The sequence below is a fragment of the Mesorhizobium sp. BR1-1-15 genome, assembly GCF_020165475.1.
GTDB lineage: Bacteria > Pseudomonadota > Alphaproteobacteria > Rhizobiales > Rhizobiaceae > Mesorhizobium.
Map to the genome: position 1 here is coordinate 32,761 of NZ_JAIUIF010000003.1, position 26,101 is coordinate 58,861.

The 26,101-nt window shown below is 64.0% G+C and carries 21 protein-coding genes, 1 pseudogene and 1 riboswitch; of the genes and pseudogenes, 6 read left to right on the forward strand and 16 right to left on the reverse strand.

Translation table 11 applies throughout. The annotated features are described in order from the left end of the window. Positions 1–224: 224 nt before the first annotated feature. The 3 genes from thiQ to thiB all read right to left on the reverse strand — a co-directional run bounded on the left by thiQ (position 225) and on the right by thiB (position 3,856). Positions 225–1,007, reverse strand: coding sequence for a thiamine ABC transporter ATP-binding protein (gene thiQ / locus LB541_RS06300; protein ID WP_140525063.1), 783 nt, complete (start codon positions 1,005–1,007; stop codon positions 225–227). Continuing rightward, positions 1,007–2,620, reverse strand: a complete 1,614-nt coding sequence (gene thiP, locus LB541_RS06305; protein ID WP_140525062.1) for a thiamine/thiamine pyrophosphate ABC transporter permease — start codon at positions 2,618–2,620, stop codon at positions 1,007–1,009. The genes thiQ and thiP overlap by 1 nt, the downstream gene beginning before the upstream one ends. A gap of 237 nt (positions 2,621–2,857) precedes the next feature. Continuing rightward, a complete protein-coding gene (gene thiB / locus LB541_RS06310) occupies positions 2,858–3,856 on the reverse strand; it encodes a thiamine ABC transporter substrate binding subunit (protein WP_140525060.1) in 999 nt (332 codons plus the stop codon). A gap of 42 nt (positions 3,857–3,898) precedes the next feature. After that, positions 3,899–4,013: riboswitch (TPP riboswitch) on the reverse strand. Between the two features lie 88 nt (positions 4,014–4,101). Here thiB and LB541_RS06315 point away from each other — a divergent pair. The 4 genes and pseudogenes from LB541_RS06315 to LB541_RS28610 all read left to right on the forward strand — a co-directional run. Next, positions 4,102–4,746, forward strand: a complete 645-nt coding sequence (locus tag LB541_RS06315; RefSeq protein ID WP_140525059.1) for a thiamine diphosphokinase — start codon at positions 4,102–4,104, stop codon at positions 4,744–4,746. 1 nt (position 4,747) lies between these two features. Then, positions 4,748–6,565 (forward strand): ABC-F family ATP-binding cassette domain-containing protein, encoded by a 1,818-nt coding sequence (locus LB541_RS06320; RefSeq protein WP_140560799.1) that lies wholly within the window; start codon positions 4,748–4,750, stop codon positions 6,563–6,565. A gap of 44 nt (positions 6,566–6,609) precedes the next feature. Next, positions 6,610–6,852 (forward strand): type II toxin-antitoxin system CcdA family antitoxin, encoded by a 243-nt coding sequence (locus tag LB541_RS06325; protein ID WP_140560798.1) that lies wholly within the window; start codon positions 6,610–6,612, stop codon positions 6,850–6,852. Between the two features lie 66 nt (positions 6,853–6,918). After that, positions 6,919–7,014 (forward strand): annotated as a pseudogene (locus LB541_RS28610) (hypothetical protein); the annotation flags it as partial. Between the two features lie 106 nt (positions 7,015–7,120). On the opposite strand, the gene LB541_RS06335 reads toward LB541_RS28610, so the two are convergent. Beyond that, on the reverse strand, positions 7,121–8,806 hold the full coding sequence (locus LB541_RS06335) for a hypothetical protein (RefSeq protein WP_140554927.1): 1,686 nt from the start codon (positions 8,804–8,806) through the stop codon (positions 7,121–7,123). A 74-nt stretch (positions 8,807–8,880) separates the two neighbouring features. Further along, a complete protein-coding gene (locus LB541_RS06340) occupies positions 8,881–10,179 on the reverse strand; it encodes an adenylosuccinate synthase (protein ID WP_140493285.1) in 1,299 nt (432 codons plus the stop codon). 214 nt (positions 10,180–10,393) lie between these two features. Here LB541_RS06340 and LB541_RS06345 point away from each other — a divergent pair, with 214 nt between their 5' ends. Then, positions 10,394–11,296: a DMT family transporter gene (locus tag LB541_RS06345; protein ID WP_140554926.1), complete on the forward strand. Its 903-nt coding sequence runs from the start codon at positions 10,394–10,396 to the stop codon at positions 11,294–11,296. 64 nt (positions 11,297–11,360) lie between these two features. Here LB541_RS06345 and LB541_RS06350 read toward each other — a convergent pair whose 3' ends face one another. From LB541_RS06350 to glmM, 6 genes are all read right to left on the reverse strand, one after another. Beyond that, a complete protein-coding gene (locus LB541_RS06350; RefSeq protein WP_224618070.1) occupies positions 11,361–11,726 on the reverse strand; it encodes a c-type cytochrome in 366 nt (121 codons plus the stop codon). A 182-nt stretch (positions 11,727–11,908) separates the two neighbouring features. Next, the gene (serA, locus tag LB541_RS06355) at positions 11,909–13,507 is read right to left on the reverse strand and encodes a phosphoglycerate dehydrogenase (RefSeq protein ID WP_140560797.1); all 1,599 of its coding nucleotides are present in this window, start codon (positions 13,505–13,507) and stop codon (positions 11,909–11,911) included. Positions 13,508–13,663: 156 nt separating this feature from the next. Then, a complete protein-coding gene (locus tag LB541_RS06360) occupies positions 13,664–14,839 on the reverse strand; it encodes a phosphoserine transaminase (protein ID WP_140493276.1) in 1,176 nt (391 codons plus the stop codon). A gap of 202 nt (positions 14,840–15,041) precedes the next feature. Continuing rightward, on the reverse strand, positions 15,042–15,806 hold the full coding sequence (locus LB541_RS06365) for an outer membrane protein (protein WP_140493272.1): 765 nt from the start codon (positions 15,804–15,806) through the stop codon (positions 15,042–15,044). Positions 15,807–15,989: 183 nt separating this feature from the next. Further along, positions 15,990–16,823, reverse strand: a complete 834-nt coding sequence (locus LB541_RS06370; RefSeq protein WP_140493269.1) for an outer membrane protein — start codon at positions 16,821–16,823, stop codon at positions 15,990–15,992. Between the two features lie 247 nt (positions 16,824–17,070). After that, entirely contained in the window at positions 17,071–18,423 is a 1,353-nt protein-coding gene (gene glmM, locus LB541_RS06375; RefSeq protein WP_140493266.1) for a phosphoglucosamine mutase, read from the reverse strand. A gap of 368 nt (positions 18,424–18,791) precedes the next feature. On the opposite strand from glmM, the gene LB541_RS06380 reads away from it, so the two are divergent. Continuing rightward, positions 18,792–19,658 carry a hypothetical protein gene (locus LB541_RS06380; RefSeq protein ID WP_140493263.1) on the forward strand — a complete coding sequence of 289 codons (867 nt, stop codon included), beginning with the start codon at positions 18,792–18,794 and terminating at the stop codon, positions 19,656–19,658. 484 nt (positions 19,659–20,142) lie between these two features. Here LB541_RS06380 and ftsH read toward each other — a convergent pair whose 3' ends face one another. The 5 genes from ftsH to LB541_RS06405 form a co-directional block, all read right to left on the reverse strand. Further along, positions 20,143–22,068 carry an ATP-dependent zinc metalloprotease FtsH gene (ftsH, locus tag LB541_RS06385; protein ID WP_140493260.1) on the reverse strand — a complete coding sequence of 642 codons (1,926 nt, stop codon included), beginning with the start codon at positions 22,066–22,068 and terminating at the stop codon, positions 20,143–20,145. Positions 22,069–22,201: 133 nt separating this feature from the next. Continuing rightward, positions 22,202–23,560 (reverse strand): tRNA lysidine(34) synthetase TilS, encoded by a 1,359-nt coding sequence (gene tilS, locus LB541_RS06390; protein ID WP_140560821.1) that lies wholly within the window; start codon positions 23,558–23,560, stop codon positions 22,202–22,204. Positions 23,561–23,618: 58 nt separating this feature from the next. Next, a complete protein-coding gene (gene ybgF / locus LB541_RS06395; RefSeq protein WP_140525051.1) occupies positions 23,619–24,740 on the reverse strand; it encodes a tol-pal system protein YbgF in 1,122 nt (373 codons plus the stop codon). Positions 24,741–24,952: 212 nt separating this feature from the next. Continuing rightward, entirely contained in the window at positions 24,953–25,459 is a 507-nt protein-coding gene (pal, locus tag LB541_RS06400; protein ID WP_140493251.1) for a peptidoglycan-associated lipoprotein Pal, read from the reverse strand. A gap of 245 nt (positions 25,460–25,704) precedes the next feature. Then, on the reverse strand, positions 25,705–26,082 hold the full coding sequence (locus LB541_RS06405; protein WP_224618071.1) for a four helix bundle protein: 378 nt from the start codon (positions 26,080–26,082) through the stop codon (positions 25,705–25,707). Positions 26,083–26,101 lie beyond the last annotated feature (19 nt).

A 26,101-nucleotide genomic window follows, 5' to 3' on the forward strand; every position in this document is an offset into this window, starting at 1 on the left:
AACGGCTTCCTTTCGGGTCTGGCGCATGCCCGCGAAAATCGGGGCGATCCTCGCAAGGGCTCATGCGCAAATCAAAGCATTACAGCATCCACGCCATACCAACGCGCGGCGGATGCCGCAGGCAAATCACGGCCTGCACCGGACCGGTACAGGGCGGACCTAGCCACACTACCTCTGTCAAGGCAAGCAATCGCCCCGTCGCCAGGAGCCGGTTTGAGCGTAAATTATGTCCGCTTCCGGGCAATATCTCGTGATCCAGCCTCCCAGGCGCTTGTGCCAACATAGCGCCGGAAAACTTCAGGACCAGCCCCGGCAAAGAAATCATCCGCCTTGCCCTTGGCGGCAACCATGCCGTTGTCGAGGAACACCACCTCCTCACAAATACGGCGTGCGTCCTGTGGCTGGTGCGTAACGAACAGCAGCGTCATGCCCCGCTCGGCATGCACGTCGGCGACAAGATCGAGCATGTCGTCGCGCAAGGCCGGTCCGAGTGAAGCGAAAGGCTCGTCCAGAAGAAGCACCGGGCGGTTGCGAACCAGCACGCGCGCCAATGCGACACGCTGGCGTTCGCCTCCCGAAAGTTCGCGCGGCAGGCGTCTTTCCTTGCCCGCGAGGCCGGTGCGCGCGATCGCCTCCGCGATGTCAGCGCCGTCGGCCTCGGTCAGCCGCAGCGAGGGCGAGCGGCCGAGCCCGACATTCTCTTCGACCGAAAGATGGGCAAAAAGATTGTTTTCCTGGAACACCATCGACACGGGCCGCGCCGAAGGCGGCGCCGCGCCGACATCGGCGCCGCCGATCAGCACGCGGCCAGCCTGCGGCGTCTCGAAGCCCGCCACCAGATTGAGCAGCGTCGACTTGCCCGAGCCGCTCGGCCCCATGATGGCGGTAATTTTCGACGCGGCGAAATCGACATCGAAAACGAGCGGCGCGTCGCCGTAGCTGAACGAGACCGTGTCCAGCCGCACCTCGGCTCCCCTTGTCGCACCATTGGTGGCGCCCGCAGCCATCAGTCTCGTTCTCCCCTTCCCAGCCCGCTCGCCGCCACCACAAGCGCAAGGCAGACCAGACCGAGCAGCAGCGCCAGGCCGGCGGCGTCCTCGGTACGGTAGCTGCCCATGCGCGCCAGGAGAAGGTAGGGCAAGGTCTGCACGGAATCACTGCCGAACAATGCGATGACGCCGAGATCGCCAAGCGACAGCGCCATGGCAAACGCGAAGGCGGTGGCCAGCGGCCGTCGCAGCGAGGGCCAGTCGACCAGCCGCAACCGGGCCCAGCCCGCTATTCCCAGAAGCGCGCAGAGCCGCTCATGGCGCTCGCTCGCCGCATCATAGGCGGGGCGGATGGCACGGATGGCGAAAGGCATCGCCATGACTGCATTGACAGTGACGACCATGACCGGGGCTATGGCAAAGACATCGCCGACATGGCGCAGCAGAAGGAACCAGCCGGCGCCGATGACGATGGGCGGCACGACCAGGACGAAGCCGGCACCGGTGTCGGTGGCGTGTTCGAGCACGGTCCGCGGACCGGAGCGGCGCTTCAGGGCCAGCACGCGGCGCGCCATGGTGAGCGAAAGCGACAGCGCAACCGACAGCAGCGCCGACAGGAAAGCCAGCACGGCGCTGGTCAGCGTCGCCTGCCGCACCGCCGCTTCGCCGGCGAGACGACCGAGGTCGGCGCCGAGGCCTGACATCACCGTCGCCGTCATCGGCCCGGCGACGAACAAAAGGGCCAGCACGACGAGCGCGGCATTCAGCGCGGTCTCGGTCCTGCCGGCCGAGACGTAGCGGCGCGGCGCCACCGGCAGATTGGCGTCACCGGTGGTGTTGGCGCCGAGCCGCGTCAACGCCAGCACCACGACAAAGGTCAGCGCGATCTGCAGCAGCGTCAGCGCCACCGCCCGCGCGGGATCGAAATCGAAACGCAGCGCCTGGTAGATGCCGACCTCCAGCGTCGTCGCGCCGGGGCCACCGCCCAGCGTCAACACGATCGTGAAGGATGTGATGCAGAGCATGAACACCAGGCCGGCGACGCCCGGCAGAGCGGCGCGCAGTGTCGGCCACTCGATCAGCCGGAAAGCCGGTGCGGCACCCATGCCGAGCTGGCTCGCCAGCCGCCATTGGTCGGCTTGGATGGTTTGCAGCGCTTCGAGGAACAGCCGCGTGGCCAGCGGCAGGTTGAAGAAGACATGAGCAACGAGGATGCCGGAGAGGCCATAGATGCCCGGCCAATTGTAACCGCCGACGGCACCAAGAAAGCCGGCGAAATAGCCGGCGCGGCCATAGAGCGCCAGGATGCCGAGCGCCGCCACGATCGCCGGCAGCGCCAACGGCAGGGCGAAGAGCTGGAGGATGAAGCCGCGGCCGGGAAAGTGCGGATGCCGCGACAGCGCGCGAGCCACGAACAGGGCCGGCGCCACCGACAGCAGCGTCGAAAGCGCCGCCTGCCACAACGTAAAGCGCACGACGCGCAGGAGATAAGCATCGAAGGCTGCCCAGGCTCCGGAGAAATCGTTCGCGCCTTCGAAAAGAAGACCCGCAAACGCGCCGCCGATCAGCAGCGCGATCGCCGCAAGCGCGAGGATGCCGGCGGAGATGCGGGGGTCAGACGCGCGCTGCACGCTGCGCCACCCAAAGGACCTTTAGCGAGCGTCGCGTTCCTTCGCGCCCCCCTCTGTCCTGCCGGACATCTCCCCCACTTGGGGGGAGATTGGCTGCTTCAGCGCTCCACCCTCTCCTGTGACGTCGCCAATTGGCGAAAGCCGTCGTGACGGCCAATCTCCCCCCTTGTGGGGGAGATGTCCGGCAGGACAGAGGGGGGCGCCGTAGAGCACTCATCATTCGATCATACGACCAAACTACTTGCTCATCACCGCCAGCCATTCATCCACCCATGCCTTGCGGTTGGCCGCGACCTCCTCGGGGCTGAACAGCAAGGTCTTGGTCGGTTTGACCAGTCTGTCGAAGGCGGGATTGAGCGGCTTGTCCGTCTTGCCGGCCGGGAACATCCAGTTGGTCTCGGGGATGGCATCCTGGAATTTCGGCCCCGTCATGAAGGCAATGAACTTTTCCGCCAGCGGATTTTTGGCTCCCGTCGTGGTGATGCCGGCGACCTCGATCTGCAGATATTCGCCCTCCTCGAAGGAAGCGGCCTGGTAGCGCTCGGTGTTCTCGGCAACCATGTGGTAGGCGGGCGAGGTCGTGTAGGACAACACCATCGGCACCTCGCCCTTGGTGAACAGGCCGTAGGCCTCGCTCCAGCCCGGCGTCACGGTCAAGACCTTTGCCTTGAGCTTGGCCCAGGCCTCCGGCGCCTTGTCGCCATAGACCGACTTCACCCACAACAGCAGGCCGAGGCCCGGCGTCGATGTGCGCGGATCCTGGATGACGATCTTGTCGTCGGCACTGCCCTCGACCAATTCCTTCAGGCTCTTGGGCGGCGTCTTCAGCTTCTGCGTGTCATAGACGACGGCGAAATAGCCATAGTCGTACGGGACAAAGATGTCGTCGTTCCAGCCGCCCGGCACATTGAGCCCGGTCACGGCGCCATGCGGCGCAAACAGGCCAGTGGCCTTGGCATCGGCGGTGAGATTGGTGTCGAGGCCAAGCACGATGTCGGCCTTAGTCGCGGCCCCTTCCAGCTTGACGCGGTTGAGCAGCGCGACGCCGTCGGCAACCGAGACGAAGTCGACATCGCAGCCGCATTCGGCCTCGAATTCCTTCTTCACCACCGGGCCGGGGCCCCAGTCGGCGGTAAAGCTCTCATAAGTGTAGACGGTGAGCTTGTCCTTGGCTAAGGCCGGCCCGGACAGAACCACGACCATTGCAGAGACAAGGGCGTATAAAAGCGTGCGCATCGGCGCCTCCTTCGTTCGGGTTAAAGGAATTGAGGCGTCGGACTGTCCGAAACGTCTAATCCCTCCGCCGGTACAAACCGGATCAGGTTCAGCGGGTTGGCGAGACTGCCTCTCAGCCGGTCCGCGAATATCGCGTCCGGCACCCCGTTAGAGCGCCTCGACACATAGGCCCGGCCGGTGAACCGCGCAAGTGGCTGTTTGCCGGCCTTCCGTTTCCGCTGTCGGGCTGGTAAGGGCCACACGATATGAGCACATTCACCATCCTGCTTGGCGGCGACCTCATCCGCACGCCACGGCTCGACCGTCAGGTCGAGGGGACCCGCGTCATCGCCGCCGATGCCGGCATCGGCCATGCGAGGACGCTCGGCCTTGTGCCGGAACTGTGGGTCGGCGATTTCGATTCCGTGCCCGCCGGCCTGCCGGATGAGTTGGCCGCCGTGCCGCGCCGAACCTTCCCGGCAGAGAAGGACGCCACCGATGGCGAACTCGCGATATCGGCCGCCCTGGAGCGCGGCGCGACCAGCCTCGTGCTTGCCGGCGCCTTCGGCGGCAAACGCGCCGACCATGCCTTCCTGCACATGGCGCTCGCCCTGCGGCTGGCCGGGGCCGGGACAAAGGTGCTGTTGACCAGCGGCGCGCAGGAAGGCGTGCCCCTGGCGCACGGCACGGTCCACTTCGACTATACAGACGGCACCCTGTTCTCGATCCTGGGTTTTTCCGAGCTTGCCGGGCTGACCGTCGCCGGCGCGAAATGGCCGCTTGACCGCGTCAAGGTCGCGTTCGGCTCATCGCTGACCATCTCTAATGAGGTCAAGGGCAGGCTCGAGATCGCGCTGGGAGCGGGGCGCGCGCTGCTGCTCGCCCATCCCTATCCCTTGCCAGAAAGCTGACATGGCGCCGCCTCTTCTCAATCTCGACGGAATAAAACTGACGTTCGGCGGCACGCCCCTGCTCGACGGCGCCGACTTGGCTGCGTCGGCAGGCGACAAGATCGCGCTGGTCGGCCGCAACGGGTCCGGCAAGTCGACGCTGCTCAAGATCGCCGCCGGCCTGATCGAGCCGCAGGACGGCGAGGTGTTCCGCCAGCCATCGGCGACCGTCCGCTATCTGCCGCAAATGCCCGACATGGACGGCTTCGCAACCGTGCGCGCCTATGTCGAGGCCGGGCTCGGTCCCGCCGACGATCCTTATCGCGCCAGCTACCTGATGGAGCACCTCGGCCTCTCGGGCGAGGAGCAGCCGGGCGACCTCTCCGGCGGCGAGGCCAGGCGCGCCGCCCTTGCCCGCGTCATGGCGCCCGAGCCTGATATCCTGCTGCTCGATGAGCCGACCAACCACCTCGATCTCTCGGTGATCGAATGGCTGGAAGAGGAACTCGTCCGCACCTCCTCGGCCCTCATCGTCATCTCGCACGACCGCCGTTTCCTTGAGCGCGTCTCGCGCGCCACCGTGTGGCTCGACCGGGGCCAGACGCGCCGGCTGGATAAGGGCTTCGGCCATTTCGAGGAATGGCGCGACCAGGTGCTTGAGGAAGAAGAGCGCGAACAGCACAAGCTCGGCCGCCAGATCGTGCGCGAGGAACACTGGCTGCGTTATGGCGTGACGGCGCGGCGCAAGCGCAACATGCGCCGCCTGGGCGAATTGCAGACCATGCGCCAGCGTTTTCGCGGCCATCGCGGCGCCGAAGGCACCGCGACCATGGTGGCCAGCGACGCCGCCGAATCCGGCAAGCTGGTGATCGAGGCCAGGAACATCGAGAAGAGCTTTGGCGACCTCACCGTGGTCAAGGGGTTCTCGACCCGCATCCAGCGCGGCGACCGCATCGGCCTCGTCGGGCCGAACGGCGCCGGCAAGACGACGCTTCTGAAGATGCTGACCGGAGAATTGCAGCCGGATGCCGGTTCGGTGCGGCTCGGCACCAATCTGGAGATCGCCACGCTCGACCAGAAGCGCGAGGCGGTCGATCCGCAGGAAACGCTGGCGCAATATCTCACCGACGGGCGCGGCGAGAACCTTGTCATCAATGGCGAGCAGCGCCACGTCGTCTCCTACATGAAGGACTTCCTGTTCAAGCCGGAGCAGGCACGCACGCCGGTGCGCGAGCTGTCGGGCGGCGAGCGGGCACGGCTGATCCTTGCGCGCGTGCTGGCCCGGCCGGCGAACTTGCTGGTGCTCGATGAGCCGACCAACGATCTCGACATGGAAACGCTGGAGTTGCTGCAGGAACTGGTCGCCGGCTTTGCCGGTACGGTCATCCTGGTCAGCCACGACCGCGATTTCCTCGACCGCACCGTGACCAGCGTGATCGCGCCGGACGGCGGCGGCCGCTGGGTCGAATATGCCGGCGGCTATTCCGACATGCTGGCGCAGCGCGGCGGCACCAGGCTCGACGACCGCAAGGCGCGGGCGAAGGCGGATGCAAGCGAGGCGCCGACGGCGAAGGCGGACAGCCCCACCGCCAAAGCCCCGGCAAAAAAACTCTCGTTCAAGCAGAAATTCGCGCTGGAATCGCTGCCCAAGAAGATCGAGGCGGTGACAGCCTCGATCTCGCGGCTGGAGAACAACATCGCCGATCCGGCCTATTACGAGCGCGATCCGGCCTCGTTCCAGAAGACCATCGCCGCCCTCGACAAGGAGCGCGCGACGCTGGCGGCACTGGAGGAAGAGTGGCTCGAACTGGAGATGTTGCGCGAGGAGATGGAGGGGTGAAGATGGTATGCGCTACGTTATGCGCTTAAAAGAGGGCTGTCTCCGTGCTTCAATCGAGGACAAAACCTCAGCGAAAGTCTGTCAATACATCCATTGACGCTCAGCTGATCAAAGACGCCAAAGCGTCGGGTATCAATCTCTCGCGCGCCGCCGAGGCGGGTATTGCGAAGGCCATCGCGTCGGAAAAAACGCGTCGGTGGCAAGAGGAGAACTTTGAGGCGATTGTGAGCTCCAACGCCTATGTCGAGCGGAACGGGTTGCCATTGGCCACACGCCCGCTGTTTTGATGGGCCCGTTACGATCTCTATCGGAATGCCGGAGGCAGTGGTTACCTTGTCGATGTTCAGTCCGACCTTCTTGAGAGGCTGAACACGAGAGTCGTCATTCCGTTGATGCCGCCCGACACAGCCCCCGTTCCTGGCCGCCGGCTCTGCCTTGATGGCCACTGAATTGCCGGATGCCGAGGGAAATCTCTCCAAGCACCACGACGACATCGTCGCCGCGCTCGACATGCTGTTCCAAGGCTTCTGACCGGAGCCGACCGTTGCCGTCGGCTCAGCCCGCCGTCTTCGCCTGCCAAGCCTTGATCGCCTCGTCGAACACCTTCTCGCCGGGAATGCCTTTTTCCATCGTCAGCAACGCTCGTCGTCCGGTCTTGTAGACGACCGGCACGTCGATCCAGTCCTGTCCCCGAAGCAAGGTCAGATTGGCGTCCTCGTCGGCCTTGGTATCGTTGAGCGCGACGAGGAAGAAGCCGTCGGCGATCTTGGCCGGAATGCCGATCAGCGGGCTGCCGGCATCCTGCTCGGAACTCTTCATGGCCACGCGCAGGATGTTGTCGACGCCGCCGCCTTCGAAACCGTCGGGTGTCAGGAAGATCATCTCGATGATGTGGCTGGCCGGCAGCGTCTGGTCAGTGTTGCGGCGGATGGTCATGCGCAACTGGATGTCCTTGCCGGGAATGGTCGCCTCGGCGCGGATCGCCGGCTCAGGCGGCAGGTCGCCGCCGGGCGATTCCTGCACCAGCGACCAGACGATGTTGCCCGGCTCGGCCGAACCCTGCGCGGTGCTGGTGCGCTCCTCATAGAAGATCGCCTTCTGGCCGACCGGCAGAGAGGTTTGCGTCGGCGCACCGGCAGGCGAGGGCGGCGTGGCGGCGTTGTCAGCCGGCGCCGCGGGTGCGGTCCCATTGGCGGGTGGCGCCGCCGGCGCAGCGCCCGGTGCAGGGGGCGTGGTCCCGGCGGGCGCGCCTGCGGCCGGCGTGCCTCCTGCCGGAGCCGACAAGGCCGGGGTGGTCGTGGCTGAAGGCGGCGTCGTCAGCGCCGCGACGGACTCGCCCTCGCCCACGCCGCTCTGTCCGCCGGCCGGGCCAGGATCGACCTCGCTTCCTTGCGGTGTCAGTCTTTGAGTGAACTTCGGTGTCCCTTCGGGCTCGGCACCGCTAGCCGAAGGTGCCGGGGGCGTTGCCGCCGCATCGCTCGCCGGCTTGGCGGGTGTCGATTTGACCGGCTCGGTCGTCGCGACCTTGCTGCCGCCGCCCAGACCCAGCATCTTGCCGAAGGCATCCTTGTTCAGCCAGATGCCATAGCCGCCGCCGGCAATGACCAGCAACGCAACGGCAGCGGCAATCAGCCCGCCATAGCTGCGCTTGCGTTCAGCCGGACGCAAGCGCTGGAAAGTGTCGGCGGCCGCAGCCTCTTCGTCGCTCGCAAAGACATCGGCATGCTCGTCGTCCTGACCCACATCCATGCCAGGCTGAGCCCTGTCGTCGAACTCCGGGGCCGGCTGCACCGGTACGGGCTTTTGCCAGTTCGGCTCGACCTCGGCGGCGGGCGATGCAGGCCTGGAGATGTCGGGCTCCGGAGCGGGGGGCGGCGGCTTGTAGGGTTCAGCCTTCGAGGCAGGCGCTGCCGGCCAGGCCGGCTCCGCCTTTACCGGCTGTTTGGTATGGTTCGACTGGTTCTTGTTGCGATCGATGGAGGAAAATATGTGCTCCAGTTCGGCAAGCGGATCGGTCTCCGGCACGCTTTTGGCATATTCGCGCTCGAGCCTCGATATGGCGTCTTCCAGGCCGCGCTTCTGCCTTTCGGCTTCCGACGGCGAAAGCGGCGGCTCGCGCTCGGCAATCTTCTTTGCAATCGTCGAGCGCGCTTTGTCGTAGACTTTGGCCCGCAGCTCCGGCGTAGGATCGCCAAAATTGTTTATCGTATCCCTCAGAGCAGAAACGAAATCTTTCGCCATGCGTCAGTCGACCTGTATTGTGCTCCGGGCCGGCCTCCGCAAATCAGCCGCAACGCCCGGAAAGGCTTGAGAAACTAGTCTTGAAACGGATCGGTCACAAGTATCGTGTCGTCCCGTTCCGGGCTGGTGGAGAGGAGCGCGACCGGCGCGCCGATCAACTCCTCGATATGGCGGACATATTTGACGGCCTGGGCCGGAAGGTCGTTCCAGCTGCGCGCGCCGGCGGTGGTGCCTTTCCACCCCTCCAGCGTCTCGTAGATTGGCTCGACGCGGGCCTGCGCGCCTTGGCTGGCGGGTAGATAGTCGATCGTCTCGCCGTCGAGGCGGTAGCCGGTACAGACCTTGATCTCGTCCAGCCCGTCAAGCACATCGAGCTTGGTCAGGGCAATGCCCTTGATGCCGTTGACGGCGACGGCCTGGCGCACCAGCACCGCGTCGAACCAGCCGCAGCGGCGCTTCCGGCCGGTGACGACGCCGAATTCATGGCCGCGCGTGCCGAGGAATTCACCGATCTCGTTCTGCTGCTCGGTCGGGAACGGACCTTCGCCTACGCGCGTCGTATAGGCCTTGGTGATGCCAAGCACATAGCCGATGGCGCCCGGGCCCACGCCGGCACCGGCTGCCGCCTGGCCGGCGACGGTGTTGGACGAGGTGACAAACGGATAGGTGCCATGATCGATGTCGAGCAGCGTGCCTTGCGCGCCCTCGAACAGGATGCGCTCGCCGGCCCGGCGCTTGTCGTCGAGCACCTTCCAGACCCGGTCCATGTAGGGCAGGATTTCGCCGGCGACCGAGGTCAGCTCTTGCATGACCGCGTCATGCGTGGCTTCGGCATGGCCAAGGCCGCGACGCAGTGCATTGTGATGCGTCAACAGCCTGTCGACCTTCAAGGGTAGTGTTTCCAAATCCGCCAGATCCATCACCCGCACCGCGCGCCGGCCCACCTTGTCCTCATAGGCGGGGCCGATACCGCGGCGGGTCGTGCCAATCTTGGTCCCGGAATTTGAGGCGGCGTCCTCGCGGAAGCCGTCCAGTTCCCGGTGCAGGGACAGGATAAGCGCTGTGTTTTCGGCTATTTTCAGGCGCTCCGGCGTTACCTCGACGCCTTGCCCCTTGAGCTTCGCCACTTCGGCAACGAATGCGTGCGGATCGAAGACGACGCCATTGCCGATGATGGACAGCTTGCCCTGCCGCACGACGCCCGACGGCAACAGCGACAGCTTGTAGACCTTGCCGTCGACGACCAGCGTGTGGCCGGCATTGTGGCCGCCCTGGAAACGCACCACGACATCGGCGCGCTCCGATAGCCAGTCGACGATCTTGCCCTTGCCTTCGTCACCCCATTGCGAGCCGACGACCACCACATTGGCCATGTTTCTTTTCCTTCGAGGCGCCGCCGCGCGGCTTGGATACGGTTCGAAACGACAGGCCTCTATAACGTCAAGAGCAGGCCGATGCGACCTTTCTTTGCCGCCGAAAATGGGCTGAGGCACAACAATTTTCAGCTTTGACATCATTTACTTGTCCAGGCGCGGGCAATAGGCCGGCAGGCACGCCCCATTCACCTCCTCCCCGCTGCGACCCGCCATGCACCGAAGCGCCTACATGTTCCTGCTGCTCACCACCTTGCTGTGGGGCGGCAACTCGGTGGCCGGCAAGCTGGCGGTCCATCACGTCTCACCGATGACGCTGGTCTTCCTGCGCTGGGTGCTGGCGGTAGCGATCCTGCTGCCGATCGGCTGGAATGCGCTGAAAAGAGATTGGCCCGTCGTGCGCAGGCACTGGTTCGTGCTCGCCGCACTTGGCGCCAGCGGCTTCACCTTGTTCAACACGATCTTCTATACGGCGCTCAATTACACGACCGCGATCAACGTTTCGATCGAGCAGGCGGCAATGCCTATCCTGATCATCGTAGCCAATTTCATCTTCTTCCGCCTGCGCGTGAACTGGGCGCAGATCGCCGGCGTGGTGCTGACGATCTTCGGCGTCATCCTGACCGCCTGCCACGGCGATCCGCGCCGGCTGCTGACATTGGAGCTCAATTTCGGCGACGCCATCATGCTGGTCGCGGTCATTCTCTACAGCGGCTATTCGGTCGGATTGCGGCTGAAGCCGGCCATGCAATGGCAGAGCCTGATGCTGGCCATGTCGCTCGCCGCGCTCGTCACCTCGCTGCCGTTCTTCCTATGGGAAATCGCGGCCGGCAAGGTCATCGTTCCCGACGCACGCGGCTGGGCGGTGATCGTCTATACTGCGATCGGCGCCTCGGTCGTCTCGCAGATATTCTACATCAGGGGCAATGAGCTGATCGGCGCCAACCGGGCCGGCCTGTTCATCAACCTCGTGCCGATCTTCGGCACCCTGCTATCGGTGCTGATCGTCGGCGAGACATTCCAGCTCTACCAGGCGTTGGCGCTCGTCCTTGTGCTGGGCGGCATCGCGCTTGCCGAATATAGCGGCCGCAAGGCAGCCATGCCGAGGCGCCAGTAAACTCGCTTCGCGCCCCGATCGTCAGCTTCAAGGAGAGCGTCGGCTCGCCCGGCAATTCGCAGGACTACTGCAATTCCTTGCGCACCGCCGCCACGTCGTCGGACGAGACTGCCGGGGCGGCGTTGCCCCAGCTGCCGCGCACGTAAGTGAAGACGTCGGCGATCTCCTGATCCTTCAGGCGCCCCGCCAGCGAGGGCATCGCCGGCGTCGTCGGCGCGCGGGCCGTATGCACGGCCTGGCTTCCCGCCAGAACGGCCCGGGCAAGCGTTTCGGTGCTGGCCTGTGCTACGATCGAATTGCCGGCGAGCGGCGGGAAAAGAGCCCCGGCGCCGGCGCCGTCTCCACCATGGCAGGCCGAGCAATTGTCATGGTAGATCGCCTCGCCAGCGGCCATGCGGGTTTCGTCGGGCTTGGGCGCCTGGGAAACCATGCGCTGCTTTGCACGCTGCGAAAATGATCAGGCATCGGGGCAGCTAAGGTCAGCAGCAGACGCCCCGCTATCGCGAAGGCAAGTATCCTCAGACGGACGATCAAGACCATCTAGGCTTGCCGGAAAACACTCGATGCGCGGAGCATCGCGATCGTGCAGTTGCAGCCTGTGCGGGAAGAGCCCTACACGCTGCCGACGTCGAACTGTAGCCGCTTGGCCGAATCGATCGATTTGTGCGCCCGCACCTGCTCCAGCACTTTTTCCGGGAACGGTGCGTCGAGATAGAGCAGCGCGATGGCATCGCCCCCTGGCCGGTTGCGGCCGAGCTGGAAGTTGGCGATGTTGACGCCGTTCTCGCCGCACACCGTGCCGAGCAGGCCGATAATGCCCGGCGCGTCGGCATTGGTCGTATAGAGCATGTGCTGGCCGACCTCGGCATCGAGATTGATGCCCTTGATCTGGATGAAGCGCGGCTTGCCGTCGGAAAAACAGGTGCCGGCGATCGAGCGCGTCATATGCTCGGTCTTGACCGTCAGCTTGATATAGCCGTCGAACACGCCCGATTTGTCGCGCTTGACCTCGGCGACGATGATGCCGCGCTCCTTCACCATGATCGGCGCCGACACCATGTTGACGTCGGCTACCTGCGGCCTGATCAGCCCGGCAAGGGCCGCGCTGATCAGCGCGCGCGTATTCATCGTCGCGGTCGAGCCGTCGAACAGGATTTCCACCTCCTTGATCGGGTCCTCGGTGACCTGGCCGACAAAGGCGCCAAGCACTTCGGCGAGCTTGACGAAGGGTTTGAGCCGCGGCGCTTCCTCCGCGGTGATCGACGGCATGTTGATGGCGTTGGAGACGGCGCCCTTGATCAGGTAGTCGGCCATCTGTTCGGCGACCTGCAGCGCGACGTTCTCTTGCGCCTCCGCCGTCGAGGCACCGAGATGGGGGGTGGCCACCACATTCTCCATGCCGAACAATGCGTTCTGTTCGGCCGGCTCGGCCTCGAACACGTCGATGCCGGCGCCGGCCACTTTGCCGCTCTTCAGCGCCGCCACCAGGTCGGCTTCGACGACCAGCCCGCCACGGGCGCAGTTGATGATGCGCACGCCGTCCTTCATTTTGGCGATCGCGGCGGCATCGATGATGTTGCGCGTCTTGTCGGTCAACGGCGTGTGCAGCGTGATGAAGTCCGCGCGGGCGAAGAGCTCGTCCAGTTCAACCTTGTCGACGCCGAGTTCCTCGGCGCGTTTGTCCGACAGGAACGGATCGAAGGCGACGACATGCATCTTCAGGCCGACGCCGCGCGTGGCGACGATCGAGCCGATATTGCCGCAGCCGATGACGCCGAGCGTCTTGCCGGTGATCTCGACGCCCATGAAGCGGTTCTTTTCCCATTTGCCTGCATGCGTCGAGGCGTTGGCTTCCGGGATCTGGCGGGCGAGCGCGAAGATCATCGCTACCGCATGCTCGGCTGTCGTGATCGAATTGCCGAACGGCGTGTTCATCACGATAATGCCCTTGCGGCTGGCCGCCGGTATGTCGACATTGTCGACGCCGATACCGGCCCGGCCGACGACCTTGAGCCTGGTGGCGGCATGGATCAGCTTCTCGGTAACCTTGGTCGCCGAGCGGATGGCGAGGCCGTCATACTGGTCAATCACTTCAAGCAGCTTCTCCTTGTCCTTGCCGAGATCTGGAAGATAGTCGACCTCGACGCCGCGATCCCTAAAGATCTGAACAGCGGTGGTGGAAAGTTTATCCGAGACGAGAACGCGAGGCATGGGATTGGTCCTTGTTGCTTACCCCACCCGCCTTCGCTTCGCTCAGGCACCTTCTCCACGGGGGAGAAGGTCGGGCGCCAATCTTTCTCCTCTTGTGGGAGAAGGTGGCCGCGAAGCGGCCGGATGAGGGCTGTTCCAGAAAATAACTGTTGAGTTTCAGGCCGCCGCTTTCAGCGACGCCTTCTGGCCGGCGAAGGCCCAGTCGAGCCAGGGCAGCAGAGCTTCGAGATCGGAGGTCTCGACCGTTGCGCCGCACCAGATGCGCAGGCCAGGCGGCGCGTCGCGATAGGAACCGATGTCATAGGCGACACCTTCCTTGTCGAGCGCTGAAACCAGACCCTTGGCGAAGGCCGCCTGTGCGTCGGCGTCGAGTGCAGCGACTTGTCCGTCGGTGAAGGACAGGCAGACGGACGTGTTCGACCGCGTCGCCGGCTCTACGGCGAGATGGCCAAGCCAGGAGGATTTCGCGACGAAACGGTCGAGCACGGCCGCGTTGGCGTCGGCCCTGGCGACCAGCGCATCGAGGCCGCCGATCGATTTCGCCCAGCTGAGCGCGTCGAGATAGTCCTCGACGCACAGCATCGACGGCGTGTTGATGGTTTCGCCCTTGAAGATGCCTTCGATCAATTTGCCGCCCGAGGTCAGGCGGAAGATCTTCGGCAGCGGCCATGCAGGCTTATAGCTCTCCAGCCGCTCGACGGCGCGGGGCGACAGGATCAGCATGCCATGCGCGCCTTCGCCGCCCAGCACCTTCTGCCAGGAGAAGGTCATGACATCGAGTTTCTCGAAATCGAGCTTCTGCGCGAAGGCGGCCGACGTCGCGTCGCAGATGGTCAGACCCTTGCGGCCGGCCGGGATGAAATCGCCGTTCTGCACGCGCACGCCCGAGGTCGTGCCGTTCCAGGTAAAGACCACGTCGCGGTCGAAATCGATCTTGCCGAGATCCGGCAGTTCGCCGTAACCGGCCTCGAGCTTGCGCACATCGGCAAGCTTCAACTGCTTGACCACGTCGGTGATCCAGCCGGAGCCGAAACTCTCCCAGGCGACCATGTCGACGCCGCGCTCGCCCAGCAGCGACCAAAGCGCCATCTCGACGGCGCCTGTGTCGGACGCCGGCACGATGCCGATGCGGTAGTCGGCAGGAACCTGGAGAATTTCGCGCGTCAGCGCGATCGCCTGTTCGAGCTTGGTCTTGCCGATCTTGGCGCGATGGGAACGGCCGAGCGCGGCAGCTTTCAGCGCCTCGACCGACCAGCCGGGACGTTTCGCGCAGGGACCTGAGGAAAAATTGGGGTTTGCCGGACGGAGTCCGGGCTTCGTATGCGTCGTCATCGTGGTCTATCCTTCCAGATAGTGGCCCCTCGTTGGGGAGGGGTGGCCCACGGACGGCGATATGCGCTCGGGCTTCGGGCGTCAAGGGGAAAGTTTTTGTCGCGGGCAGGATACTGGCGATCCGCGATCAGGATCTCGTGAGCTTCAAACGCAAACGGCGGACCGAAGAGATCCGCCGCCAGGGTTCATGTGTGCCAGCCTACTACCAGAGATCGTAGCGTAGCCCGAGCTTAACCTGATGATTGCTGATTCCCTTGTGGACCGGAAACGAGGTCAGGCTCTCGGCCGTCACATATTCAGCGTCGGGCGCCGAGAAATACTGATAGCCGAGATCGACGGAAACATTCTTCGACACCTGATAGGCAAGGCCGGCATTCAGCGTGTAAGCGAAGGAATACTTGGTCTTGTCGTCACTCAGGCCGAAGTCGTCGGTTGGATCGCCATTGTCGGTGAAATAGCTCGCCGAGAGCTTGTGCGTGCTCCTGACGATGCCGATGCCGGCGCCGAGATAGGGTGTTATGCCGACATAGGTACCAAGGTCGACATAGCCGTTGAGCATGCCTGAAAAGGCATAGTTCTTCAGGGACGCCGACGCTAGGGTCGCCTCTGCCGCGGTCGCTGAATCGTCATAGCCAATGCCGATCTTGTTGCCGGGCAGGTAACCCAGATTGAGATCGGCACGCAGATAATCGTTGAAGTGGTAGCCGAAGCCGATGCTGGCGAAGACCGGGTCTTCCTCGTTGTCGAAGCTCGCCGGCGTGAAGGCGAAATCCTCATTCTTGAAGCTCTTCTCTACCAGGTAGGAGACATCGCCGCGCAGATACCAGCCCGAGCCGACCTCGACCGGCACGTAGTCGGGCGCCTGGTCGACATAGACCGGGGGATCATAGTCGGCGGCCAGCGCAGGCGTCAGCGGCATGATGGCGAATGTGGCAAGCACCGGCGCCATACGCGATGTGAGTTTCATGATCCCCTGCTCCCGATTTCGGCGCCACCAGACGGCAGCCATCGTTTCAGGAAGCATTGTTAACCATAGTGGTTAAGTCGGGGTTAAGGCTAACAGAGCGTTAGCGAATGATTTCGGGCAGCCAGACAAGCGAAAACCGCCCGGCTGATGCCGGGCGGTTTCGGACCGTTGGATGGTCGGATGTTACTTGGTGTAGATCGGCTCGGGTTCGGGCTGATAGGCCACCGTCGGCGCGGCGCAACCGTTGTTGCCGCCGAACTGGTACCGCAGGCCGCCGCGCACCTCATGCGTGTCGATGCCGCGGTCGAAGCCCGGCCCGGCGCTGCTGATATCCCACTCGAACATGCGGCCGCCCTGGATGTGGCTGTAGCGATAGCCCGCGTCCAGGATCAGCTTGTCGGTCAGGCAGTAGGAAGCGCCGGCCATGAGCGCGTAGGCAAAGCGCCAGCTTTTCGCACCGGGGTTGAACTCGGTGGTGTTCGGGTCCCTGACATCGTCCCATCTGACATGCGCGCCGCCGATGCCGGCGCCGACATAGGGCGTGATGCCGTGATAGGTGCCGAGATCGACATAGGCGTTGGCCAGCAGCAGCAAGGCGCTCATTTTCGACACTTCGGTCGACGTCGAGAAAGCGTCCGAGGTTCCGCCGTCGAAGTTCGACTTGAACCAGTAATCGGCGGTCAAATCCGTACGAAAATGATCGTTGATCTTGTAGCCGACGCCGGCGCCGAGCGAGAAGCCGCCCTTGAGCTTGCCGAAATCGAAGCTCCTGTCGCCGGGAATGACGTTACAATTACAGGGATCGATGGTGTAGGTCGTGTAATCGATGCCGCGCACTTTCGACTTGTGGTAGTCGAGATCGCCGCGAATGTACCAGCCGCCGACATCGACTGGCTGCTCGTATACCGGCGGCGGCGCCTCTTCGACCACCGGCTCCGGAAGGTCGGCCGCGAACACCGGCCATGCCAGGCCCGCGAACAGCGCGGCGAACAGGGCCTTTCTTGCTGTATTGAACATGCTTGTCACCCCTAGAAACCCTCGGAACAGCGGTCGCGTCCGAATGAGATTGGCTTTCAGGCGTGGATAATGAATTGCAAAGGTTAAAAGGCATTTAACCCTGTCTATTAACCACGAATCTCGAGCATTTGAGGAATTCGGATGGTTCCACGTGTCTCGAGCCAGTTTCGCAGGCAAACAAAAGCCCGCCGGACGGGCGGGCTTCTAAGCAATCAGAGCGGCGTCGGCCCTCCGAATGCACCTGAGATCAGGCGGCGCTGCGTGTTTCCGAGATGACCTCAACGATGTCGTTGACGACGGCCTCGACCAGCTGCGGGTCGTCGCCCTCGGCCATGACACGGATCAGCGGCTCGGTGCCGGACGGCCGGATGACGAGCCGCCCCGCCTTGCCGAGGCGTTGACGGGCGTCCTCGATCGCAGCCTTGACCGGAGCTTCCTCGAGCGGCTTGCCGCCGGCGATGCGGACGTTCTTGAGGAGTTGCGGCACCGGCTCGAACTTCTTCGACAATTCGCTGACCGGCCGGCCCTGCCGCTTGATGCAGGCCAGCACCTGCAGCGCCGAAACCAGGCCGTCGCCCGTGGTCGAGAAGTCCGACAGCACGATGTGGCCCGACTGCTCGCCGCCGACATTGAGCCCGTGCGCGCGCATATGCTCGACGACATAGCGGTCGCCGACCTTGGTGCGGTGCAATTGCAGCTTCATGTCGCCGAGGAAGCGTTCGAGGCCGAGATTGGACATGACCGTCGAAACGACGCCACCGCCGGCAAGCCGCCCGCTCTGGTGCCAGGACTCGGCGATCATTGCCATGATCTGGTCGCCGTCGACGATCGCGCCGTTCTCGTCAACGATGACGACACGGTCGGCATCGCCGTCGAGCGCGATGCCGATGTCGGCGCGCACCTCGTGCACTTTCTTCTGCAGGCCTGCCGGATGGGTCGAGCCGCATTCCTTGTTGATGTTGAAGCCGTTGGGCTCGACATTGATGGCCACCACTTCGGCGCCCAGCTCCCAAAGCGCCTCGGGGGCAACCTTGTAGGCGGCGCCATTGGCGCAATCGACGACGATCCTCAAACCTGAAAGCGACATCGAACGCGGCAAGGTGCGCTTTGCAAACTCGATGTAGCGGTCATGCACGCCATCGACGCGCTTGGCGCGACCAAGTCCGTCGGAATCGGCGAGTGCCAGTTCGATATCCTTGTCCAGCATGCTCTCGATGCGCTCTTCGATCTCGTCGGAGAGCTTGTAGCCGTCGGGACCGAATAGCTTGATGCCATTGTCGTAATAAGGATTGTGCGAGGCCGAGATCATGACGCCGATATCGGCGCGCAGCGAACGCACCAACATGGCGACCGCCGGCGTCGGGATGGGGCCGAGCAGGAACACGTCCATGCCGGCGGCGCAGAGGCCCGCCACCATGGCGTTCTCGATCATGTAGCCGGAAAGTCTGGTGTCCTTGCCGAGCACCACACGGTGACGATGGCTGCCGCGCTGGAAGGACAGGCCGGCCGCCATGCCGACCCTCATCGCGATTTCCGCCGTCATTGGAAACTTGTTGGCGCGCCCGCGAATACCGTCCGTGCCGAAATAATTTCCTGCCATGCTAGTCAGTGTCCCCGGTGGTTCTTGCCCGGTACGTCATGCCATAATTGGCCGGCGCACTACGATCACATTTCGTGATTATCTGTTACCAATCCTTTAGAAAACCCTTGTTGTGCATTGCACACAGACTGGCGCAACCTAGCGTGATGGCGCTGCCTCGCCACAATATACCATGCCTGTGGACCATTCGACATGGATTTACCCACAAATTCTTGTCTTCCAGCCGGCAACAGGCAACGATTTCATCACCTTGCCGGCAGAAGCCGGGTTTCGGCGATGTATACGCCACTTAGCATCTGGCGCAACCGACCGTTGAGCGTTATTGATTTGCTGGGACGTATAATGGGCTGCTGCAACGGAGAAACGCTATGCTCATCCACCGACTTGCCACTTTGACCGGCCTTGCGGTCGCGACGTTATTCCTGGCCGCGCCAGCCAACGCGCTGACGATGGCCGAGTGCAGCACGAAGTATAACGCGGCCAAGGACGCGGGGACACTTGCCGGCCAGACCTGGAACCAGTTCCGCAAGGCGCAGTGCGGCACTGATGCCGCCGCGACAGCCAAGCCCGACGCCAAGGCAGCGGACACCAAGGCGGCCGATACGAAGCCGGCCAAGGCGACCAAGGCTGCGGCCGCCGCCGACGACGGAGCCAAAGGCCTGACCGCAAAGGAATGCAGCACCAAGTACCAGGCGGCCAAGGCCGCCGGCACGCTCAACGGCATGAAGTGGAACGACTTCCGCAAGAGCGAATGCGCCACCGGCGCGTCCGCTGCCGCCGGCGCATCCGCTGCCGCCGCCACCAAACCGGCGACCACCAAGGCGGCGACCACGGCTGCGGCGACCGACAGCTCGGGCAAGGGCCTGAGCATGGCCGACTGCAGCAGCAAGTACCAGGCTGCCAAGACCGCCAATACGCTCAACGGCATGAAGTGGAACGACTTCCGGAAGGCCGAATGCGGCGCCAGCGCCTCGGACGATGACACCGTCCCGGCTCCAACAGAGGCGACCTACACCAAGGAGCCGGCAAAGCCGACTGTCGCTGCGCCGAAGGGCGTGAGTTTCCCGACCGCAATCTCGCCGAAATTCGCCACCGAAACCCCGGCCAAGGCCCGCATGCATACCTGCCTCCAGCAGTACTATGCCAACAAGGACGCCAACACGCTTGGCGGCTTGAAGTGGATCCAGAAGGGCGGCGGCTTCTACAGCCTGTGCAATGCCAAGCTGAAGAGCTGAGCGACAGCACTATTTGAGGAAAGTAAGGCCCGCGAGCCGCAGGGTTCGCGGGCTTTTTTGCCCGCAGCTTCAGCAGGAATCCCCGCTGACGAGAGGCGCGTTGCCGGCGACGCTGCAAACTCCCCTCGTGGGGGAGATGGCCGGCAGGCCAGAGGGGGGGCACGAAGGATCGTTGCCTGCTCCCGGCCAGGTTGCCTCGCATTCACGAAAAGCTGGGCGAGGGTGGCTCGAGGAATCGTCGAACGGCAAGAGAGATCCTTCCCCGCAGCCCGGAAGGCCTAACTCGATTTGTCGGCGGACGCTGCCCCCGCTGAGCTGCCCGGCATCTTCCACAAAGTGGGAAGATTGGCTGCTGCCACGCCGGCTTCCGCCAATCGCCTAACAAACCTTGCAGGCGCAGGCCACGGAGAAACTCAGCAGCCTGCCCCAAAACAAAAACGCCGCGGTCGAACCGCGGCGTTTCTCAATTTGTTCTTGGCCGAGTTCAGCTCGACGGCTGCGGTTCCATGCCGCCCTCGGGCTCGGGACCCTTTTTGCGGCGGCCCGACTTCGGCACGGCCGAACCACGGCTCGGCGGCGTGTCGTCGCCGAGATCGCGCGCGGGCTTCTCGCCGGCGATCAGCTGCTTGATCTCGTCGCCCGACAGCGTCTCGTATTCGAGCAGGCCCTGCGCCAGCGCGATCCATTCCTTCTTCTTCTTGGTCAGCACCGACCTCGCGGTCGAATAGGCCTCGTCGATCAGGCGGCGCACCTCGGCGTCGATGATCTGCGCGGTTTCTTCCGAGATGTTCTGCGTGCGCGCCACCGAATGGCCGAGGAACACTTCCTCCTGGTTGTCGCCATAAGCTACATGGCCGAGCTTGTCGGAAAAGCCCCAGCGCGTGACCATGGCGCGCGCCAGCTTGGTCGCCTGCTCGATATCGGAGGAAGCGCCCGACGTGATGTTCTCCTTGCCGAACTTGAACTCCTCGGCGACGCGGCCGCCCATCATGATGGCAAGCCGTGAGATCATGTACTTGTAGCTCATCGAATAGCGGTCGCCTTCCGGCAACTGCATGACCATGCCGAGCGCGCGGCCGCGCGGAATGATTGTCGCCTTGTGCAGCGGATCGGCCGACGGCACATTGAGCGCCAGTATGGCGTGACCGGCCTCGTGATAGGCGGTCAACTCCTTCTCGGCCTGGGTCATGGCCGAGGAGCGGCGCTCGGCGCCCATCATGATCTTGTCCTTGGCGTCCTCGAACTCGGCCATGGTCACGAGGCGCTTGTTACGCCGCGCCGCCATCAGGGCGGCCTCGTTGACGAGGTTCATCAGATCGGCGCCGGAGAAGCCCGGCGTGCCGCGGGAGACGACCTTGAGGTCGACATTGGGCGCCAGCGGCACGTTGCGCACATGCACTTTCAGGATCTTCTCGCGTCCGACGATGTCGGGGTTCGGCACCACCACCTGGCGGTCGAAACGGCCGGGCCTCAGCAGCGCCGGGTCGAGCACGTCGGGCCGGTTGGTGGCGGCGATCAGGATGATGCTTTCGTTGGACTCGAAGCCGTCCATCTCGACCAGCAGTTGATTCAGCGTCTGCTCGCGCTCATCATTACCGCCGCCGAGACCCGCGCCGCGGTGACGGCCGACCGCGTCGATTTCGTCGATGAAGATGATGCAGGGCGCGTTCTTCTTGGCCTGGTCGAACATGTCGCGCACGCGGCTGGCGCCGACGCCGACGAACATCTCGACGAAGTCCGAACCCGAAATGGTGAAGAACGGCACGTTTGCCTCGCCGGCGACCGAGCGGGCGAGCAGCGTCTTGCCGGTTCCCGGAGGGCCGACCAAGAGCACGCCGCGCGGGATCTTGCCGCCGAGCCGCTGGAATTTCTGCGGATCGCGCAGGAACTCGACGATCTCCTCCAGGTCTTCCTTGGCCTCGTCGACGCCGGCGACGTCCTGGAAGGTGACGCGGCCATGCGCCTCGGTCAGAAGCTTGGCCTTCGACTTGCCGAAGCCCATGGCACGACCGGAGCCGGACTGCATCTGGCGCATGAAGAATATCCATACGCCGAGGATCAGGATCATCGGCAGCCACGAGATCAGGTACCCGAACAGCGAGTTTGAACCGTCGGTCTCCGGCCGCGCATTGATGGTGACGTTCTTGTCCTGCAGCCGCGAGACCAGCGACGGATCGCCGGGCGAATAGGTCTGGAAGCCGCTCGAATTGTCGGTGTAGGTGCCGGAGATGCGGGCGCCGGCGATGGTCACCGTCTTGACCCGGCCCGCCGCGACATCCTGCAGGAACTGCGAATAAGGTACATCGCTCGAAGCCCCACGCGTCTGCGGCGTCTGGAACAGATTGAAGAGGGCGATGAGCAGGACCGCTATGATCGCCCAGAGCGCGAGGTTGCGATAGTTCGGATTCATCAATTGTCCCGTTGGTGTCCGCGGGCGGACACGCGTCGTGAGAGGAAACTTGAGCCTAACATAGGGAGAGCGCCCCCCCTTGCCAAGCAGAACAGCACGTGTGGGTTAAGCTTTCGCCCATGACCGACCGGCGCTATGGCCGCTTGAAAGGCAGGGCGGGAGGCAACGGTGCGCCGATCAATTCGGCGACGACCCGCGCCGGCGCCAGGTCGAAGGACGGCAGGAAACGGACAAAGGGGGCGACGACGGCCTGTGCTGTGAACCCCGGCGACGCCTGCCCACCCTGAGGCAGGCCAGGGTTTTCAACGGCTTGCCGCGATGCCGGCTCGCAGGCCAGCGCGGCGCGCACGAGGCTGCGCGGCGTCTCGCCTTCCGCGATTGCCAGACGCTTCGCCGCCGCTGCCCCGAACGGCGCGATCAACAATGCACTGCCGCCGTCGTCCAACGTGATGTTCCGGCGGCCGTCCCAGAGCAGCCCGCCGGTGGCCGCGACCACAGGCGGCAAGCCTCGCGTCTCGCGGCGCAGAAAGATGCCGGCGCGCCTGGAATCGACCACCGTCCGCGACAATGTGGCGCAAAGAAATCCAGCCTTCAGCCTACCGAACAGCGCCTCGCATCGCGCCTGGTCCGGCAGAAACGCAACGCCCCCGCTTGTGGCGAGGAGGATGCGCAGCGCATAGACGGCCGCCGGATCGTCGCCGGCCGAAAGCAGGGTCGGATCGAGGCGGACAAGACCCGGCGCCGGCTGGCTGGCGAAGCGCGCGATTAAATCCGCGGCGCGGATGCCAAGCCGGCTGCGCGCCTCGCTCTCGCGCGCCGCCAGCGTCAATGCGTCATCGATGCGCTGCGCACCGTCAGCGCCGGCCAGTGCCGCGCGCATGCGCGGTCGCTCGAAGGCCGCGTCGGCATTGGTCGGATCCTCGGCCCAGCCGACATGCTCGCGCCGCAGGAAGTTGCGCAAAGCCGCGCGCCGAATGCCAAGGAGCGGCCGCACGATCCATTCGTGCCAGTCGTGTAAGGTGACCGGCGCCATGCCGGCAAGGCCGCGCCCTTCCTCGCGGGCGCCCTTGCCTCGGACTAGCCGCATCAGCACCGTCTCGGCCTGGTCGTCCGCTGTATGACCGGTCACGATCAGGCCGAGGCCTTCCGCCCGCGCCGTCTCGGCCAGCAGCCGGTAACGCGCCTCCCGCGCGGCGGCCGGCAGCCCGGTCGATGGCTTGCGTCCGGACCAGGCGACGATGCGGTGCGCGATGGCGTGCGCGGCGCAAAGCCTGGCCACCGCTTCCGCTTCGGCCGCCGCGCCCTGCCGCAAACCGTGGTCGATCGTCACCGCCAGCAGCTTCGCGGACGGCGCGGTTCGGTCGAGATGTCGTTTGAGAAGGAGAAGTAGGGCGGTCGAGTCGCTGCCGCCGGATACGGCCGCAACGGCGCCGCTGGTAAAGTCGATGTGCGAAAAAAGGTCTTTCGAAAGATCAGGCTCGGTGTCGAGCATCAATGCATGTCGCCCGAACACGGCTCCGAGGGCAAGGCAACGGCAGGCAGGAGAAGGGCTAGCACGCCGCCAGGGCCTTTTCCTGCTTCACGCGCTCCTTGAGCGTGTTGGAAATGTCGGGGTAGCGCTTGCCGACCTCGCTGAAGGTGGCGCAGGCCACGTCGTGCTGCTTCAGGCCGACCAGCGACACGCCGAGCTTCAGCAGCATGTCGGGGGCCTTCTTGGCCTTGGGATAGTCCTTGCTGGCGGCGAGGAAGACCTCCGCGGCATCGCGGTATTTCTGCTGGCCAAGCAGCGATTCGCCCAGCCAATAGTGCGCATCCGCCGTTTTCGCGTCACGGGGAAAACGCGCGATGTGGTCACGAAAACCCTGTTCGGCGGTGCCGTAGTCGCCCGAAAGGATGAACTGGTAGGAGTTGCGGTAGAGCTCCTCGGGATCGTTCGTGGAAGGCAGCGCCGCAACCACCGTGCCGTCGGACTTGCCGCTCTTGGCCGGAGCGCCGGTGGCTGGAGCGACATCCTGCGCCGGTGCGGTCGCCTGCGTGCTGCCGCCGGCATCGACCACATTGCCGTTCTTGTCGACGGTGATGCTGCCGAAGGTCTTTTCGGGCGCTCCCCTTCCGGGGATCACCTTGCCCGGATCACCGTCAGAGGATTCGACGATGACGTCCTCGACGCTCTGGCCGCCGCCAGCCGACTGGCCGGCCGCTGCCCGATTGTCGGCCTCCGCGGGCGGTTGCGTGGCCGGCGCCTCGGCCACGCTGTCATCGCTGTCGGCGGGCGCGGCCTGTGACTTCTTCTGCCCGGCCGGCTGCTGCGCACCCTGCGTACCGCCTTCGAGCTGCTGGAAGCGGAACTCGTTGTCTTCCTGCTGTTTGCGGATCTGCTCCTGCATTTGCAGGATCTGGAAGTTCAGTTCCTCGATCTTGCCGTTCATCTGGCGCAGTTGGTCCTCGAGCCCGGTGGCGCCTGTGCCAGTCGACTGCTGCGCGAACTGAACCTGGTCCGACTTCTTCTTTTCGCCGAAAACGCCAGGCAACTCGATGCTGGGCAGATGGAACGAGAAGCCGCTGTCGGCTGGCTGTCCCGTGCCATCAGTCCCTAAGCCACCCGCCATCGCGGTGACGCCTGAAAGGAGCAGCAGCGCAAGCGTGCCGCTCAGAACTGATCTCAAATGCATATGCCTCTCGCCGTGTCGTTAGCTTGTTCGCGCCTTCCAATCGGTATGGGACCAGCCAAGCGCCCTCGGCTCATAGCAGGACGCGAGACTTCGGCCAAATTTTGTTTGAAGGGACCAAACATGAAAAAGGCGGCCTTTCAGCCGCCTTTCGCAAGCCTGTGTTGCATTTTTGCCGTCGTGTTTTTCGCGCGTCGCTCGACGCGCGAAAAATGTCAGGAGCCGGCGCCGCTGAGCGTGGTGACCGCGCGGCGGTTCTGCGACCAGCAGGAGATGTCGTCGCAAACCGCGACCGGCCGTTCCTTGCCGTAGGAAATGGTCTTCAGGCGGTTGGCGGAGACGCCCTTGGAGACCAGGAAGTCGCGCGTGGCGGCGGCGCGGCGGGCACCGAGCGCCAAATTGTATTCGCGCGTGCCGCGTTCGTCGGCATGGCCTTCAACGACAATCGCATACTGCTTGTACTGGTTCAGCCACTGCGCCTGGCGCGACAGGGTCGTCTGGGCGTCGGCGCGGATCGAGGAGGAGTCCGTGTCGAAGAAGATGCGGTCGCCGATATTGACGGTGAAGTCCTGCGCCGATCCGGGCGTTGCGGCACCGGCGCCGTTGAGGCCGAGATCGGCGGCGCTGTTGGGCGTCTTCTTCGAAGCGCAACCGGCAATGGCGAGCATCGCCACCAGCGCGATCATGACGGGATTTCTGGTAAGTGCTGCGATACGGCTCATGCCGCCTCTCCTTCGCATTCGAGTGATTTCGTTGATCACCCAGTAACCACGTTTGGGTTAACCGGCATTCAAGAAACACGGTTAAAATTTGGTTTAGGCCGCCCGTCCGCAGCCCTTTGATCCGGGCCACAGTTGGCGCGGACCCTAGGCGGAAATGCGGCCAAAACGCGACAAAGAGGTGGAAATGGAGAATTGAGGAATTGAGGAATTGAGGAATTGAGGAATTGAGGAATTGAGGAAAAGGGTCATTTCAACTTCTTCCTGAGATTCACCAGCATTCCATAGATATGGACATAGGATTGAAGCCATTCATCGCGCTGCGCGTGGGTGATGTAGCCAAGGTCGAACGCATACGAAATCCACGTCTCTACTTCGCTGCATGATCCCATGGCCATCGAAATGAAACGCGCAAATTCGGGCCTGGAATGGGTCTGTTTGGCAAATCCTTCAGCCAGATTGGCACAGATCGCCTTGCTGGATCGCCGCATTTCGTCAGCCAACGCGTATTGTTCCATTTTCGGAAAAACAAGCGTGGCCTTGTGGACGTCGAGGGAAACCCCATAAGCATGCCTATAGACATCCAAATCCTTCGCGCGCTTGATGTAGCCCGCTTCTCTCTCCATCCCTCAATTCTTCATTTCT

Coding starts and splice junctions, on each gene's coding strand:
- thiQ (WP_140525063.1), bottom strand. CDS start 1,007: ATGGCTGCGGGCGCCACCAATGGTGCGACAAGGGGAGCCGAGGTGCGG.
- thiB (WP_140525060.1), bottom strand. CDS start 3,856: ATGCGCACGCTTTTATACGCCCTTGTCTCTGCAATGGTCGTGGTTCTG.
- LB541_RS06315 (WP_140525059.1), top strand. CDS start 4,102: ATGAGCACATTCACCATCCTGCTTGGCGGCGACCTCATCCGCACGCCA.
- LB541_RS06320 (WP_140560799.1), top strand. CDS start 4,748: ATGGCGCCGCCTCTTCTCAATCTCGACGGAATAAAACTGACGTTCGGC.
- LB541_RS06335 (WP_140554927.1), bottom strand. CDS start 8,806: ATGGCGAAAGATTTCGTTTCTGCTCTGAGGGATACGATAAACAATTTT.
- LB541_RS06340 (WP_140493285.1), bottom strand. CDS start 10,179: ATGGCCAATGTGGTGGTCGTCGGCTCGCAATGGGGTGACGAAGGCAAG.
- LB541_RS06345 (WP_140554926.1), top strand. CDS start 10,394: ATGCACCGAAGCGCCTACATGTTCCTGCTGCTCACCACCTTGCTGTGG.
- LB541_RS06350 (WP_224618070.1), bottom strand. CDS start 11,726: ATGGTTTCCCAGGCGCCCAAGCCCGACGAAACCCGCATGGCCGCTGGC.
- serA (WP_140560797.1), bottom strand. CDS start 13,507: ATGCCTCGCGTTCTCGTCTCGGATAAACTTTCCACCACCGCTGTTCAG.
- LB541_RS06360 (WP_140493276.1), bottom strand. CDS start 14,839: ATGACGACGCATACGAAGCCCGGACTCCGTCCGGCAAACCCCAATTTT.
- LB541_RS06365 (WP_140493272.1), bottom strand. CDS start 15,806: ATGAAACTCACATCGCGTATGGCGCCGGTGCTTGCCACATTCGCCATC.
- LB541_RS06370 (WP_140493269.1), bottom strand. CDS start 16,823: ATGTTCAATACAGCAAGAAAGGCCCTGTTCGCCGCGCTGTTCGCGGGC.
- glmM (WP_140493266.1), bottom strand. CDS start 18,423: ATGGCAGGAAATTATTTCGGCACGGACGGTATTCGCGGGCGCGCCAAC.
- LB541_RS06380 (WP_140493263.1), top strand. CDS start 18,792: ATGCTCATCCACCGACTTGCCACTTTGACCGGCCTTGCGGTCGCGACG.
- ftsH (WP_140493260.1), bottom strand. CDS start 22,068: ATGAATCCGAACTATCGCAACCTCGCGCTCTGGGCGATCATAGCGGTC.
- tilS (WP_140560821.1), bottom strand. CDS start 23,560: ATGCTCGACACCGAGCCTGATCTTTCGAAAGACCTTTTTTCGCACATC.
- ybgF (WP_140525051.1), bottom strand. CDS start 24,740: ATGCATTTGAGATCAGTTCTGAGCGGCACGCTTGCGCTGCTGCTCCTT.
- pal (WP_140493251.1), bottom strand. CDS start 25,459: ATGAGCCGTATCGCAGCACTTACCAGAAATCCCGTCATGATCGCGCTG.
- LB541_RS06405 (WP_224618071.1), bottom strand. CDS start 26,082: ATGGAGAGAGAAGCGGGCTACATCAAGCGCGCGAAGGATTTGGATGTC.